The sequence below is a fragment of the Streptomyces sp. NPDC088147 genome (genome assembly GCF_044741565.1).
Classification (GTDB): domain Bacteria; phylum Actinomycetota; class Actinomycetes; order Streptomycetales; family Streptomycetaceae; genus Streptomyces.
In genome coordinates, this window is the sequence record NZ_JBIUSY010000002.1 from 662,299 (window position 1) to 675,822 (window position 13,524).

18 protein-coding genes are annotated in these 13,524 nt (G+C 69.5%); 12 read left to right on the forward strand and 6 right to left on the reverse strand.

The window, feature by feature from the left end:
* Positions 1 to 96: 96 nt before the first annotated feature.
* Entirely contained in the window at positions 97 to 1,125 is a 1,029-nt protein-coding gene (locus ACIOGX_RS08195; RefSeq protein WP_401911265.1) for a Gfo/Idh/MocA family protein, read from the reverse strand.
* A 129-nt stretch (positions 1,126 to 1,254) separates the two neighbouring features.
* On the opposite strand from ACIOGX_RS08195, the gene ACIOGX_RS08200 reads away from it, so the two are divergent.
* A complete protein-coding gene (locus ACIOGX_RS08200) occupies positions 1,255 to 2,679 on the forward strand; it encodes a Bcr/CflA family multidrug efflux MFS transporter (protein WP_401912034.1) in 1,425 nt (474 codons plus the stop codon).
* Positions 2,680 to 2,859: 180 nt separating this feature from the next.
* Here the strand turns inward: ACIOGX_RS08200 and ACIOGX_RS08205 are convergent, their stop codons facing one another.
* On the reverse strand, positions 2,860 to 4,158 hold the full coding sequence (locus ACIOGX_RS08205; RefSeq protein ID WP_401912037.1) for a hypothetical protein: 1,299 nt from the start codon (positions 4,156 to 4,158) through the stop codon (positions 2,860 to 2,862).
* Positions 4,159 to 4,499: 341 nt separating this feature from the next.
* Between ACIOGX_RS08205 and ACIOGX_RS08210 the strand changes: the two genes are divergently transcribed.
* Entirely contained in the window at positions 4,500 to 5,504 is a 1,005-nt protein-coding gene (locus tag ACIOGX_RS08210; protein ID WP_401911268.1) for a small ribosomal subunit Rsm22 family protein, read from the forward strand.
* Here the strand turns inward: ACIOGX_RS08210 and ACIOGX_RS08215 are convergent.
* Both ACIOGX_RS08215 and ACIOGX_RS08220 read right to left on the reverse strand, forming a co-directional pair.
* A complete protein-coding gene (locus ACIOGX_RS08215; RefSeq protein ID WP_401911271.1) occupies positions 5,501 to 5,791 on the reverse strand; it encodes a DUF397 domain-containing protein in 291 nt (96 codons plus the stop codon). The two genes, ACIOGX_RS08210 and ACIOGX_RS08215, sit on opposite strands and share 4 nt — an antisense overlap.
* Positions 5,788 to 6,621 (reverse strand): helix-turn-helix transcriptional regulator, encoded by an 834-nt coding sequence (locus ACIOGX_RS08220; RefSeq protein ID WP_401911274.1) that lies wholly within the window; start codon positions 6,619 to 6,621, stop codon positions 5,788 to 5,790. The genes ACIOGX_RS08215 and ACIOGX_RS08220 overlap by 4 nt, the downstream gene beginning before the upstream one ends.
* Before the next feature lie 116 nt (positions 6,622 to 6,737).
* Here ACIOGX_RS08220 and ACIOGX_RS08225 point away from each other — a divergent pair, with 116 nt between their 5' ends.
* From ACIOGX_RS08225 to ACIOGX_RS08260, 8 genes are all read left to right on the forward strand, one after another.
* On the forward strand, positions 6,738 to 6,893 hold the full coding sequence (locus tag ACIOGX_RS08225; protein ID WP_401762764.1) for a hypothetical protein: 156 nt from the start codon (positions 6,738 to 6,740) through the stop codon (positions 6,891 to 6,893).
* Positions 6,880 to 7,089, forward strand: a complete 210-nt coding sequence (locus tag ACIOGX_RS08230) for a hypothetical protein (RefSeq protein ID WP_356506891.1) — start codon at positions 6,880 to 6,882, stop codon at positions 7,087 to 7,089. Before ACIOGX_RS08225 ends, ACIOGX_RS08230 begins: the two co-directional genes overlap by 14 nt.
* Positions 7,086 to 7,259 carry a hypothetical protein gene (locus ACIOGX_RS08235; protein ID WP_401911278.1) on the forward strand — a complete coding sequence of 58 codons (174 nt, stop codon included), beginning with the start codon at positions 7,086 to 7,088 and terminating at the stop codon, positions 7,257 to 7,259. The genes ACIOGX_RS08230 and ACIOGX_RS08235 overlap by 4 nt, the downstream gene beginning before the upstream one ends.
* A gap of 89 nt (positions 7,260 to 7,348) precedes the next feature.
* Complete coding sequence (locus ACIOGX_RS08240; RefSeq protein ID WP_401762770.1) at positions 7,349 to 7,543, forward strand: hypothetical protein; 195 nt, start codon at positions 7,349 to 7,351, stop codon at positions 7,541 to 7,543.
* Between the two features lie 305 nt (positions 7,544 to 7,848).
* Complete coding sequence (locus tag ACIOGX_RS08245) at positions 7,849 to 8,385, forward strand: DUF6879 family protein (RefSeq protein ID WP_401911281.1); 537 nt, start codon at positions 7,849 to 7,851, stop codon at positions 8,383 to 8,385.
* A complete protein-coding gene (locus ACIOGX_RS08250; RefSeq protein WP_401911283.1) occupies positions 8,369 to 9,226 on the forward strand; it encodes a helix-turn-helix domain-containing protein in 858 nt (285 codons plus the stop codon). Before ACIOGX_RS08245 ends, ACIOGX_RS08250 begins: the two co-directional genes overlap by 17 nt.
* Before the next feature lie 75 nt (positions 9,227 to 9,301).
* Positions 9,302 to 9,535, forward strand: a complete 234-nt coding sequence (locus ACIOGX_RS08255) for a DUF397 domain-containing protein (RefSeq protein WP_401911286.1) — start codon at positions 9,302 to 9,304, stop codon at positions 9,533 to 9,535.
* A 98-nt stretch (positions 9,536 to 9,633) separates the two neighbouring features.
* Positions 9,634 to 10,137, forward strand: coding sequence for a hypothetical protein (locus ACIOGX_RS08260; protein ID WP_401911288.1), 504 nt, complete (start codon positions 9,634 to 9,636; stop codon positions 10,135 to 10,137).
* A 117-nt stretch (positions 10,138 to 10,254) separates the two neighbouring features.
* On the opposite strand, the gene ACIOGX_RS08265 is transcribed toward ACIOGX_RS08260, so the two are convergent.
* Positions 10,255 to 11,103, reverse strand: coding sequence for a MerR family transcriptional regulator (locus tag ACIOGX_RS08265; RefSeq protein WP_401911291.1), 849 nt, complete (start codon positions 11,101 to 11,103; stop codon positions 10,255 to 10,257).
* Positions 11,096 to 11,632 (reverse strand): VOC family protein, encoded by a 537-nt coding sequence (locus ACIOGX_RS08270; protein WP_401911294.1) that lies wholly within the window; start codon positions 11,630 to 11,632, stop codon positions 11,096 to 11,098. The genes ACIOGX_RS08265 and ACIOGX_RS08270 overlap by 8 nt, the downstream gene beginning before the upstream one ends.
* Positions 11,633 to 11,996: 364 nt before the next feature.
* Between ACIOGX_RS08270 and ACIOGX_RS08275 the strand changes: the two genes are divergently transcribed.
* Both ACIOGX_RS08275 and ACIOGX_RS08280 read left to right on the forward strand, forming a co-directional pair.
* On the forward strand, positions 11,997 to 12,515 hold the full coding sequence (locus tag ACIOGX_RS08275; RefSeq protein ID WP_356506911.1) for a hypothetical protein: 519 nt from the start codon (positions 11,997 to 11,999) through the stop codon (positions 12,513 to 12,515).
* 85 nt (positions 12,516 to 12,600) lie between these two features.
* Positions 12,601 to 13,443 carry a DUF4097 family beta strand repeat-containing protein gene (locus tag ACIOGX_RS08280; RefSeq protein ID WP_401762790.1) on the forward strand — a complete coding sequence of 281 codons (843 nt, stop codon included), beginning with the start codon at positions 12,601 to 12,603 and terminating at the stop codon, positions 13,441 to 13,443.
* Positions 13,444 to 13,524 lie beyond the last annotated feature (81 nt).

The window sequence follows — 13,524 nt, forward strand, 5'->3', positions numbered from 1 at the left end:
TTGTCCCGACGGGCTGAGGCCGGTCCTGACGGGGCAAGCCCGGTCCCGACGGGCTCAGCCCTGTCCCGACGCGGCTCAGGCCGGTCCCGGCGCGGCTCAGGCCGGTCCGACGTCGTCGGCGGGGAAGCGGACGCCGATACGGTCCCGTACCGCGTCGAGCGTCCGCATCACCGCGAGCGTGCCGTCCAGCGGCACCAGCGGGGATTCGGTCGCGCCGGCCCGCAGACAGCGCATCACCTCGGCCGCCTCGTACTGGAGGCCGTGCAGCGCGCCGTCGCCGGTGAACTCCTCGGGATCCGCGCCGTCCCGGTGCAGTACGAACCGTTCCGCCGCGAAGAACCCGGACGGCACCTCGATCCGGCCCCTCGTGCCCGTCACCGTCGCCGTCACCGGAGTCCCGGCCGTCACCGAGCAGGTCAGCAGCGCGGTCGCCCCGGAGTCCCAGCCCAGCAGCATCCCGGTGTTGAGGTCGACGCCCTCGGGCGAGAGCAGCGCGTCGGCCTGGACGCGGTCGGGCTCGCCGAGCAGCAAGTGTGCGAAGGAGACCGGATAGACCCCGAGATCGAGCACCGCGCCACCGCCGAGCGCCGGGTCGCGCAGCCGGTGGCCGGCGTCGAACGGGCCCTGGAGACCGAAGTCGGCCTGGACGGTACGGATGCTCCCGATCGCGCCGTCCCGGACCAGCTCGGCCAGCCGCAGGATGACGGGATTGCAGTACATCCACATGGCTTCCATCAGGAAGAGACCGCGCTCGCGGGCGAGCGACACCAGCTCGCCGGCCTCGCGCGCGTTGAGTGTGAACGCCTTCTCGCACAGCACCGGTTTCCCGGCGGCCAGGGCCAGTCCCGCGGCGGACCGGTGCGCGGAGTGCGGAGTCGCCACGTAGACGACGTCCACCTCCTCGTCGGCGAGGAGCCCGGCCCAGTCGCCGTACGCCCGGGGGATCCCGAACCGGCCCGCGAACCCCTTCGCGGACGCGTCGCTGCGCGAGGCCACCGCCACGACCTCGGCGCCCGGCAGCTCCCGGACATCCGCGGTGAACCGCGCGGCGATCCCGCCCGTCGCCAGCACACCCCACCGGACGGGCCGCCCGTCCGGCACCCGCGGTGACGTCCGCGGTGACATCTGCGGTGACGTCCCCGGTGACATCCGCGGTGACATCTGTCCTGTTGCCATGGCTGCCCCAAATAAAGGTCTCGACCGCTCCCGCTGAGCTGAGAGCATAGGTACGGATTCAACGACATGGAGACAGGAATGCCGGACGGCGGCCGAACCACCGAAGGAAGTAAAGGACATATAACGCCCGAGCAGCGTCGCTCGGCACCGATTCCGGAACAGCGGCAGGCACCCCCGCAAGCGCCCCCAGCAGCCCCGCCGGCGGCGTCGCACACGGCCTCGCACACGATCCCGCACACGGCCTCGCACACACCTCCGCGGGAGCGCGCCGCCACCGCGCGCCGTGCCGGGCTGCTGGTCACCCTCGTACTCGGCGGGCTCACCGCGCTGCCGCCGCTGTCCATGGACATGTACCTCCCGGCCCTGCCGGAGGTCACCCGCGCGCTGAACTCACCCGCGGCGACGGTTCAGATCACCCTCACCGCCTGCCTGGCGGGCATGGCGCTCGGCCAGATCGTGGTCGGACCGATGAGCGACAAGTGGGGACGGCGCCGTCCGCTGCTGCTCGGCATGATCGTCTACGTACTCGCCACCGCGATCTGCGCCCTCGCGCCCACCACCGAACTCCTCATCGGCTTCCGCCTCCTCCAGGGGCTGGCCGGCGCGGCGGGCATCGTGATCGCCCGCGCGGTGGTGCGTGATCTCTACGACGGCGTGGAGATGGCGCGCTTCTTCTCCACACTGATGCTGATCTCCGGCGTCGCGCCGGTCATCGCGCCCGTGATCGGCGGACAGGTACTGCGCCTCACCGACTGGCGCGGCATCTTCGCCGTCCTCACGGTGGTCGGCGTCCTCCTCACCCTCGTCGTCTGGAAGTGGCTGCACGAGACGCTGCCGCCGGAGAAACGGCACAGCGGCGGCACCGTCGCGGCGCTGCGCACGATGCGCGGGCTGATCGCGGACCGGATCTTCACCGGCTACATGCTGGCGGGCGGTCTGGCCTTCGCGGCGCTGTTCGCGTACGTCGCGGCCTCGCCGTTCGTGGTGCAGGAGATCTACGGCGCCTCGCCGCAGACCTTCAGCCTGCTCTTCGGCGTCAACTCCATCGGTCTGATCACCGTCGGCCAGATCAACGGCAAGGTGCTCGTCGGCCGGGTCAGCATGGACCGGGTGCTGGGCTTCGGGCTCATGATCATCACCGTCGCCGCGCTGGCCCTGCTGCTGATGACCTCCGGGGTGTTCGGATCCGTGGGGCTCTTCCCGGTCGCGGCGGCGCTGTTCGTGCTGATGTCCGCGATGGGGCTCGCGATGCCCAACACCAACGCCTCGGCGCTGATGCGGACCCCGCACGCGGCGGGCTCGGCGTCCGCGCTGATCGGTACGTCGTCGTTCCTGATCGGTGCCATCGCCTCGCCGCTGGTGGGGATCGCGGGCGAGGACACGGCCGTACCGATGGCGGTCGTGCAACTGGTCTGCGCGGTCGGCTCGCTCGGCTGCTTCCTCGGTTTCGTACGGCCGTGGGAGCATCAGCGGCCGATGGAGCGCCCGGCCGCCGACGCCTGATCCGTCCCGTGGCCCCCTGATCCGTCCCCCGGTCCCGGGCCTCCCGGTCCCCGGGGGCCGGGCGAGGGGGCCGGGGGGACCGCGCCGGGGCTCAGCCCGCGAGCCCCCAGCCTCAGCCCCCGAGCCCCCAGCCCCAGTCCCCGGGCCCTCAGCCTCAGCCCCCGGGCCCTCAGCTCTCAGTCAGTCCTGGCGCGGATAGCCGATCAGATGCGGCTGGTCCTTGGAGTCCGTCCAGCGGAAGAGTCCGACACCCGCCGCCTCCGCGCTGGGCAGCCGGACATTGGTCTCCAGGGCCTCGGGCGTGGCGGTCGTGAGATCCACCCTGACCGGGTTGCCGCCGCCCGCCAGCGCGTCCGCCGTGTTGCGGGCGCTCACCGCGCCGTAGGCCGTGCCGTCGTCCGACACGGTGGTCAGGGTCAGCGGCTGGGTGCCGTCCGACTCCTCGAAGCAGTACGCCTTCTTCGCGTCCAGGTCGAAGGCGAGCCTCCCGGCGATCAGGAAACGGCCGTCGGGGGAGGCGACGAGGCGTGGGTCCTCGGCCGGTTTGATCGCCGGCTTACGGCACCGCACCTGCGCCACCGCCTTGCCGGTCGACGCGTCGTGCACCGCCCAGACCTCATGCGTACCGGCGTCCTTGGCGCCCTTCTTCTTCTGCCACTTGGCGAGGACGTAGCCGCTCGCCATCGAGGCGGGCACGCCCGAGGCGGTCTCGGTGTCCTTCGGCGCGCCCTGCCTGCTGAACCAGCCGCCGCGTACCCAGAACTCCTTGGCCCCGCCGACCAGCAGCCCCTTCGTGGTGACCCCGTGCACCTCGGTCAGCTTGCGGCACTCCTTGCAGCCCTTGGGGTAGCCGAGCGAGCCCGGCGGGACCTTGACCACATCGCCGGTCGCCGGATCGATCACCGCGCTGGTGGCCTTGCCGTCGCTGATCAGAATGGCGGGGCCCGCGGCGCTCACCTTCGGCGCGTCCGCCCAGGGGGTCTCGACCCGCTGGCGGGAGCCGTCGGCCGCGTTGTAGATGTCGAGCGAGATGATGGAGTCGGCCGGGCGCAGCGCGTCCGGGTTGAGCCTCCCGTACGACCAGGTGACGAAGTACTCCTGGTCGTCCTTGCTGACGGACAGCAGCCGGGGGAACCGGTCGGGGGTGAACAGGGGCCGCCAGGGCTCGCCGTCCCAGCCGCGCTCGCCGGTCTCGGGGTCGAGCGTCCGCAGCCGGAACCGGTCCGCGCCGGCCCGCTCCAGATACGCGAGCCGGTTCGTGTCATGGGCGATCGCGAAGTCGGGGGAGCCGTCGACGATCTCCCAGCCGTGCGCGGTGTCGTATCCGGCCGGCACACTGAGCCGCGGCGCCCGGTCCGCGACGTTCGCCACGGGCCTCTTGGGCGCGTTGTCCTCCTTGGTCCTGGCGGGCTTGTTCCCGCCGCAGGTGGCGAGCAGGAGCAGCAGCGCCAGCACGATCACTCCCACGACGAGGGTCAGCCGTACGACGCGCTGCCGTACGGTCCCCTCACCGCCCCCGCGCGAGAAACCGCCCCCACGCGAGAATCCGCCCCCACGGGAGAAGCGGCCTACGCGGGAGAAACGGCCTCCGCCGGGTACGCCGACCCGTCGGGGCCCACGCACGAACCTCAGTTTCATGGTTCCCCTGCTGTCTCACGGCTGTCTTACGAGCCGACTCAAGTTTCCCCCGTGAGAGCGGCTGCCGGACAAGAAGCGCCAGCGTAGCAACTGAGCCTGTGCCCGCCGCAGTTTGTGTCACCGTTGTGACGGCCCGCTTCGGCGGGCACGCCCGGGATCGGGCCGCATGTCAGAATTCCACGGTGAACCCCGCCGAGTCTGCCCTTCCCACCGCCGAAGCGCTGCGCGCCGCGCTCGCCGGAGTGCTCGACGGGCTGCCGCCCAAACAGGCCGCACAGGCCGTCGACCGGCTGATCGCCAACTACCGGGGCACCACTCCGACCGACGCGCCCGTACTCCGTGACCGTTCCGACGTCGCCGCGTACGCCGCGTACCGGATGCCGGCCACCTTCGAGGCGGTACGGGCCGCGCTGGAAGCCCTCGCCGACGCCACGCCCGGCTGGGCACCCGGCAGCCATGTCGACGTGGGCGGCGGTACGGGAGCGGCGGTCTGGGCGGCGGACGCGACGTGGGCGGAGCCCCGTACCACCACGGTCCTCGACTGGGCGGAGCCCGCACTCGCCCTCGGCCGCGAACTGGCCGCCGCCTCGGGAGCGCCCGCGCTCCGCGCGGCGGACTGGCGACAGACCAGGATCGACGCGGCGCTGAAGCTCCCGGAGAGCGATCTCGTGACGGTCTCGTACGTACTGAAGGAACTCACCGAACGCGACCGCACCGCACTCGTGACCGAGGCCGCGCGGACCGGCCAGGCCGTGGTGATCGTGGAGCCCGGTACGCCCGACGGCTATCTGCGGATCATCGAGGCGCGCGATCAGCTCATCGCGGCGGGCTACCGTATCGCCGCCCCCTGCCCGCACGACGGCGCCTGCCCGATCGAACGGGGCACGGACTGGTGCCACTTCGCGGCCCGGGTCAGCCGGTCCTCCCTGCACCGCCAGGTCAAGGGCGGCTCGCTGCCGTACGAGGACGAGAAGTTCAGCTATGTGGCGGCGGTACGGTCCGACGCGCATCCGGCGGGAGCCCGGGTGACGCGGAAGCCGCAGATCCGCAAGGGCCAGGTGCTTCTGGATCTGTGCACGAGGGACGACGGACTGCGCCGCGACACGGTCACCAAGCGCCACGGCGCGCTGTACCGCGCGGCGAGGGATGTGGCCTGGGGCGACACCTGGCCGCCGCCCGAAGGCTAGTTGTCGCTGGCGGCGAAGACGACGAAGTCGCTCCAGGCGGCGGGGGAGAGCAGGAGCACGGGGCCGGCGGGGGACTTGCTGTCGCGTACGGGGACGATGCCGGAGGGGGCGAGGTTGCGGGCGAACTCGACGCACTCGCCTTCCTGGCCGCTGCTGTGGCTGGACTTCTCCCACTGCGCGCCGATGACCGGGAGGAATGACCGGCTGAACTCGACGCACTCGCCTCCCAGGCCGCTGCTGTAGCTGGATTTCTCCCACCGTGCGCCGGAGAGGTCAATTCTGCTCATCGGGTCCAGTCCTCCTTCACCTTGCGCAACATGTCGACCGACGTCTCCGGAGAGAGCGCGTCGGCGCGCAATCGATCGTAGAGCACGCTCGCATCTGTCACGGTCTTCCGGGAGTCGGTCACATGGCCCGCCCCCAGCGTTTCCTGGTAGAGCATGTCGGGCTCGTCCTCAGTGAACTTCAGCAGCGTAAAGCCCAGATGCCAGGACATGGCTCCTGAACTGAACGGGAGCACTTGAAGGGTGAAGCGAGGGGACTCCCCTTCCGTGATCAGGTGTGCCATCTGGTCGGCCATCACCGTCGGACTGCCGACCATGCGCCGTAGGCAGGACTCATCCAGGACGACCCAGACCAGAGGAGGCTTCTCGCGGTCCAGTACCTGACGGCGCTTCAGCCTTCGCCCCACCCTGGCAGCGGTATCTTCCGGAGTGTCGGTCGGATTCGCCTTCCTGAAGACTGCCTGAGCGTACGCCTCGGTCTGCAACAGACCCGCGACCAGCCCGTTGCTGAAGTTCAGGGTCGCGGACGCCTGCCGTTCGAGCAAGACGTACGGCTCGAACCAGTCCGGATACCCACCCTTCTCGGCACACCGATCCCGTAGCCGGGCGAACGTCCGTGGCGTGCCGAAGACTTGATCGCAGCCCGCGGCGAACTCCGGGCTCGCCATCCGGTCACCGGCCTCCACCTTCGCCACGTACTGCTGCGCGTACCGCGCCGGAGCGCCCACCTCCCGCTGGCTCAGTCCTCTGGCCAGCCGCCACTCCCGCACCTCGTTGCCGAAGTAGGCAGCTCCGCTGACCGGTCCCACCGGCTCTCTCAGTTCGTCCGCCATACCTCTTCCTCCTTCACCCCAGGCCCGTTGACGTGCGTTCAACCCTGTTCGGCGAAGCCACGCATGCCGAATCTTGAACACACACAGTAATGCCACGACGACGGAGGGGCGCACCAATGGCAGAGAGGGAAGCACCGGCCTCGGCCACCGAGGACTACGAGGTGATCACGCTGATCCCCGATTGGCTGCCAGGGGAATTCGCCGAGCCGACAACGGAGTTGGCACGGCGCGTGGAGCGCGGACTGCGGAGGCTGGCCGATGAGGCGAAGTGAGGCGCGCAGGCGTCTGTCGCTGATGATCGCCGCGTACGGGGTGGACGGTTCGCTCGTCGTACCGACCTACGCGTACGACCCCGGCGCCGAGGGCGCGGACGTCGCTCCCGGTGACGCGCTCAAGTGGCCGCCGTGTGTCTGCGGTCACCCGTCGTGCCCCGACTCGGCACCCCGTCCAGGGGAGGACGAGCGATGACCGTGTCGGTACCGGCACTTGAGCCGGCGCCCGCGACCGGGTGCGACGTGTGCGCGGCGCTCTGCCGCCAGCGTGAGGAGGCGCGGGCCGTCGGCAATGGCCCGATGGTGCGGGACTGGAACGACGAACTCCGCAATCACCCGCCCCGCCGCTCGGGGGACTGGAAGTGAGCACTCTCATGCGACCGCGACCGCGACCGCGACCGCGACCGCGACCGCGGCCTGTGTCGCGGCCGGAGCCGGGCGAACTCCGTATCGGCATGGCGGTGTTCGACCGTCACTACGACATGCCGGCGGAGATCAGCGGCTTTGTCGGCCCGATGGTCCTCCTGACGCGCCCTACCGGCCTCCGCTGGCAGGTCCACCACATCTCGCTCCGCCCCGCCACGCCGTACGAGAAACGCCAACTGCTCGCTCTCGCCCAGCTCCACCGAACCCGCCTGAAGGGCCGCTGACGCGGTTCTATGCGACTTCGTGACTTGAGAGCGCGCCCGCCTTGTGGCGCGGGTGCGACTGTCCGTAACTTTCTGAGCACATAGACCGGAGGAGGTCTCAGTGGATGAACTGAGGGTGATTGCGGGAGGGCCGTGCAGTAAGGGCGGCGATGACGATGACAAGTGCGGGAACGGCGACTGCCCGACCGTGTACGCCACACCAGAACCCGGCATGCTGGCTGTCCAGGGCTACGACGTGGCTCACCCGACTCCGGATGGCGAGTCGATTGTGTTGATGCCCGAGGACATCCTCAAGGAGGCAGCCCGTGCCCGTGGATGGCTCTAGCCCCCTGCTGCTGGACGGCGACGAATGGCAGGCGCACTTCCGCGACTTCAAGCGCTCCGCGTTCCGTCTGGAGGTCCACCAGACGTACACCATGCCTGCGGAGGACGCCACAGTCCGCGATTTCCTGGCCGGAGCCCCGAAGCCGGACGGCTTCAACGCGCCGTGGCACCGGACCATCCGGGATCATGCGGCGGCCGGACGGACGATGACCCGCGCCAAGATCGTCCGCCGACCGCTCACGCCCTACAGCCGCTACCTGTTTGAGTGGTGCATCCCGGGGAATGTGGCAGCCGGGGAGAATTACCACATAGTCGATGTGACGGACCAACCGAACCCCGGATTGCCTGAGCAGGACTTCTGGTTGTTCGACGAGGCGGTCGTGGTTCATCTCAACTATCGCCCCGACGGGACGCAGATCAATCGGGAACTGATCCAGGACCCGGATATTGACACGTATCTCGCGTGGCGGGATCTCGCCCTGGAAAGTGCAGTACCGTTCAGTGCCCATAGAACCTGAAAAACAAGCACGCGAGCGCAGAGATCTGGCGGAGGCCCTTCGGGGCCTTCGACGTGCTTCCGGCCTGAGTGGCGAGCGGTTGGCGCTTCGTTGCAATATGAGCCAAACGAAGATCAGCCGCATTGAAACAGGCAGAGCGCTACCGACTGTTCTGGATGTCGAACGTATCCTCAAGTCGCTGGCCGTGCCTGATGAAGTCGGCGAAGAGATTCTTGGTCTGGCCCGTCGGGCAAACGTCGACTACGTGTCCTGGCGTGCGCACGCGCGTGTCGGTCTCTACCACAAGCAGGCGGAACTCGAAGCCCTTGAGTGCTCGGCCCGTGTGATACGGCATTTCCTGCCGGCTGTTCCCACGGGCTTGCTGCATGTCCGTGAGTATGCGACAGAGACACTGTCGCCGACCGTCGTCGGTGATCCGAGGAGGGATATCGCGCGAGCGGTACAGGCGCGCATGGATCGTCAGGCCATCCTGGACGACGCATCACGATCCTTCTGGTTTCTGATGACCGAACAGGCTGTCAGGTGGCGGCGTGCACGTGCTGAGACCATGGCGGCCCAGTGCGCGCATATGGCCGAGGTCAACGGGAAGCCCAACGTGGAGATTGGGATCATTCCCGAAGCGGCCCAGGTTCCGGGCACCCCGATGAACATCTTCGTTGTCTATGACGACCGCTTGGTGACTGTCGAATTGTTCTCCGGTGAAGTGGTGCTGCGCGATCCGAGAGATATAACCCAGCATCTGAATCTGTTCGATCTATTTTGGTCGCACGCGCTAACGGGTGGCGATGCTTCCGCCTACTTGGAAGAGGCGGCAGCCAGATTTATGCATCAACGCGACTAGCGTTCCATATATGCCTGGTCAGGCGCGATGATGGATTCAACCACCGGTATTTCCCCTGACCAGGAAGGCGTATCGATGCTGAATGGAACCGACCTGTACGCGCTCGACATCGACGGAGCCACGTTCGCCAAGGCGTGCGGCGGAAACACACACCCGGACGGGGAGTCATGCGTAACCCTCGCCCGGATCGGCGAGGACGCTTGGGCGCTGGGCGACAGTAAGCGACCGGGCGTGGAGCCGCTGCGGTTCTCGACGGAGGAGTTGAGCACGGCCGGTATCGACCCCGCGCGATTCGGTGTCCCGGCCTGAGGCCTCACGGCCTCGCCCCTGCCGGTCCCGGCTCCCTCCGAGCACCGGGACCGGTGGGTCCTTCACCCTCATCCGAGCCGAACGGAACGGAACGACCGTTGCACCACCATGGCTACCTGTGGACCGGCCCGAAACAACGTTTCGACGAGGAAGGTCTGCGGAGGCCGCCGCATCCCGAGCCGCCGCCGTCGGCAGCGGCATCGGGCGACGGGGAACGGTTGCGGCTACAGGAGCGATACCGAGAGGTCGTGGCCGAGTTCCCGCGATCCAATCTGCCGCCTATTGAGACGGCGCACTGGCTGATGAAGTCCGGGTCTTCCGTCCTGGGCACTTGGGATGAGCCCAAGGAAGCGGCGGCCTGGCTCGGCGACCGACTGGCCGAGTACGCGCCCCGCTTCGACTCCGACGCGGTCCGGGAGACCCCACACGTGAGCATGCTCGTCGACTCCGCCGTCGAACGACTCGGGTGGGGTGGGGACGTGTCCTTGGGCGTCTATCTCGAACGTCCCTCGTTCCTGTCCCTGGCGCTGGTGACGTGCTCCCCGAACCGTTCGGTTCCTGAACTGGCCTGCCCTCGCCGGCTGGCAGGTGACGGCCGGTGAGCGACTGCCTTGCCGAGCTGGTGCGACGATCCATGGCGTGCGGTCGATCGCATCTCCCGGCCGCGGGCTTGAGAGAGCGTCGGGCGCCCCCACAGCGCGGGCTTCCGGACCCGTGCTCTACCGCCAGGTCGCGGTGTCGGGGTCGATGCCGTGGGCGCGTGCGGCGGCGTCGACGATGTGACGGAACCATGTGGCGAGGCCGGCGCGGATGCCGTCGTAGTGGGCGGCGAACGCCGGATCGGCCTCGTACATGCGGCCGAGACAGACCTGCATCTGCCTGGTGAGGGGGAAGTACGAGGCGAACACTTCGCGGTGCCGCTCGACGAGTTGATTCGCTTCCGGGCTGCCAGGGGTGACCCCGGCGTCCATCGCGTCCGCGAGGGCGCGGTCGAGTCCGGCGTTGGCGTCGGCGATGGTCTGCCACTCCTCCGGACCGCGAGAGGCCGCGCGTTCCGCGTACTGCCGCCATTGCGTCGTGTCTCCGTAGCGTTGACGGGCCTGGGCGGGCCCGTCCGGGTTCCACTGGGGGCCGAAGATCGCGGCCTGCTGCTCGACGGTCAGCAGCAGGCCGCGCTCGTGGGCGTCGATCATCCGGTCCAGTCCGGCGCTGATCTGCCGGAGACGGCCGATCCGTTCAGCGACCTGGGCGCGCTGCGCGCGCAACGCGCCGGGCACGTCCGCGGTCGAGTCGTCCAGGACGGTCCGGATCCTGTCCAGGCCGAGACCGGTCTCGCGGTAGACGATGACGCGGTGCAGGCGTTCCAGATCACCGGCGGTGTAGAGCCGGTATCCGGCAGCCGTGCGCAGCGACGGTCGCGCCAGACCGATCTCGTCCCAGTGGTGCAGCGCGCGGACCGTCACGCCCAGACGCGCCGAGACCTGACCGACGGTCAGGCCGGCGGTGTCAGTGGCGTCGCCGACGTCAGTGGCGTCGGCGGTGTCAGTGGCGTCGGCGGCGTCAGGCATGCTCCTCATTGTCGCCGCGTCCGGCGCCCGGTGGGGTGATCCCGATGGCCGCGAGGTTCCGTGCCTCCTGACTGGCCGGATCGAAGGGCTTCGCCGCGGTGAAGACGATCCGTGCGTTCTCGGGGGTGATCACCTCCACGTCGCGGGTGTTCCAGGGGGTGTCCCGTGGGCCATCGACCGAGTCCGGGCGCAGCGCACGACACGCCTCGACAAGGGAGTCGACCTGGCCGAGCACGCACGCGAAGCTGAGGCTCATCGCTGGTGCCTGCTCCGGAACGCTGGCCGCCGGGACGAGGAGTACGTCCTGGAACGCCCACCGGCGCAGATGCACAACCCCGCCGGGGATGCTGAACAGTTCGATGAACCCGAGCCCGCGCAGCCAGAAGTCCACCGACGCCGCCACATCGCTCGTGGGGATCGTCGCGAACGCGGGCATTCCATAGATGCCACGGAACGGCTCCGGCGGAACCGCGTCCGGGCCGGGAGCGGGCACGGGACTGGTCTCGAACGCGTTGTAGTAGTCGCTCATGCGCCCCACGCTCCAGCCTCACGCGACGTGAGGGTCAAGCCCGATCCGGAATCTCTCCCGCCCGAGGTGGGCTCGGCCCAGTGGCGGACCGCGAGGCGGGGGCAGGCCACCCCCCGTGTGCCCTCGCATGGCGCCACACGGCGCCACGCGGTGCCGGATGGCGCTGGATGGCGCGGCTTGGTGCTATCTGGTGCCATGTGGTGCCACTCCATGAACCCACAGGTGCACGACTGCGCGTGGCGCCACAGCCGCCCAGGCAGGCGCCAGCGTGTTTGCGCAGGTCAGGGCTGTTCGGTCGGTTGGTGACCGGGTGGTGTCACCTCATGGCTTGCGTGTGGAGCCATAGTGGTGCCATGATGGCGTCATGGACCTCACCCCGTATGTCGAGACCCTCCGCCGCGAACTCGCGGTGGCCGCCGAAGCCGGCGGCGACGAAGCACGCGAGCTGGCCGAGAGGCTCACCGCTCCCCTGGAGTCGGCGACCCGGCTGACCATGCTCAGTGTGCTCTCCGCCGCGATGGACGAGGTCACCCGTGACATCGCCCCCGGCTCGGTCGACGTACGGCTGCGCGGGCTCGACCCCAGCTTCGTGGTGACACCGCCGCCCACGTACGGCGGTGCTTCCACGGAACCGGCCGCGACCGTCGAACACCTCGTCGCCCCGGCTCCGGCGGACATCGACGAGGGCGGCACCGCCCGCGTCAATCTGCGTCTGCCGGCCCACCTCAAGGCGCGCGCCGAGGAGGCGGCGAGCCGCGAGGGCCTGTCGGTCAACGCGTGGCTGGTGCGCACCGTATCGGCCGCGGTCGACGGCGGCACCCGGCCGCGTACGACGGAGAAGACCCAGACCGTCGGACAGAGCATCACGGGCTGGGTGCGCTAGCCGCGCGCCCCCGCCCGCACGACTTCATCCCACACCACGTCCCACCAGCGGGGACGCCTCGAAGACCCAACAGAACGGGACAGCCATGCCTTCTTTCGACACTCCCGAACCGATTTCGGTCACCGCCTACGTGTACTCCGGTTCCCTCCAGTTCACCGCGGGCGACCGCCTCGACACCGTCGTCGAGGTGCGGCCCCGCGACGCGAAGAAGGACCTGGACGTACGGACGGCCGACCAGACCGAGGTCTCCTACGCGAGCGGCATCCTGACCGTCACCACGCCCAAGGCCAATCTGCTCGGGCGCGGTGGCACCGTCGACGTGACGGTGGAACTGCCTGCGGGCTCGCACATCGACGTGACCGGCGCCGGGGCCAGGGTGCTCGGTGAGGGCCGGCTCGGCGAAGTCCGTGTGACGACTTCGGCGGGTGACGTCCGACTCGACTCGACGGGCCCGCTGCACCTGAAGGCGTCGCACGGCTCAACCACCGTCGACCGGGTCGAGGGCATGGCCGAGATCACCAGCAACACCGGCAATGTGCGCGTCGGCCTCGTCGACGGCCCCGCCGTCCTGAAGAACTCGCACGGCACCACGACCATCGGCGCCGTGACCGGCGAGCTGCGGGTGAAGGGCGCCAACGGCGCCATCGACATCGCACGCGCCGAGGCGTCGGTCACCGGCACCACCACCAACGGCGTCCTCCGCGTCGCCGAAGTCGCCCGTGGCACCGTCCAGTTGGAGACCTCGAACGGCTCCATCGAAATCGGTGTCCGCGAGGGCACCGCCGCCTGGCTCGACGTCAGCTCCAACCGTGGGCAGGTACGCAACGCGCTCGCCGCGTCCGAGGCCCCGGAGCAGACCGAGGACACCGTCAAGATCCGCGCCCGGACCAACTGGGGCAACATCGACATCCGCCGCGCCCGGCCCTGATCCGCCCCGTCTCCGCACCCCCCGATCTCCTGACGGGCACGTCCACTTCATCGCTCACCACGCTCTCGAATGGGAGGGCTC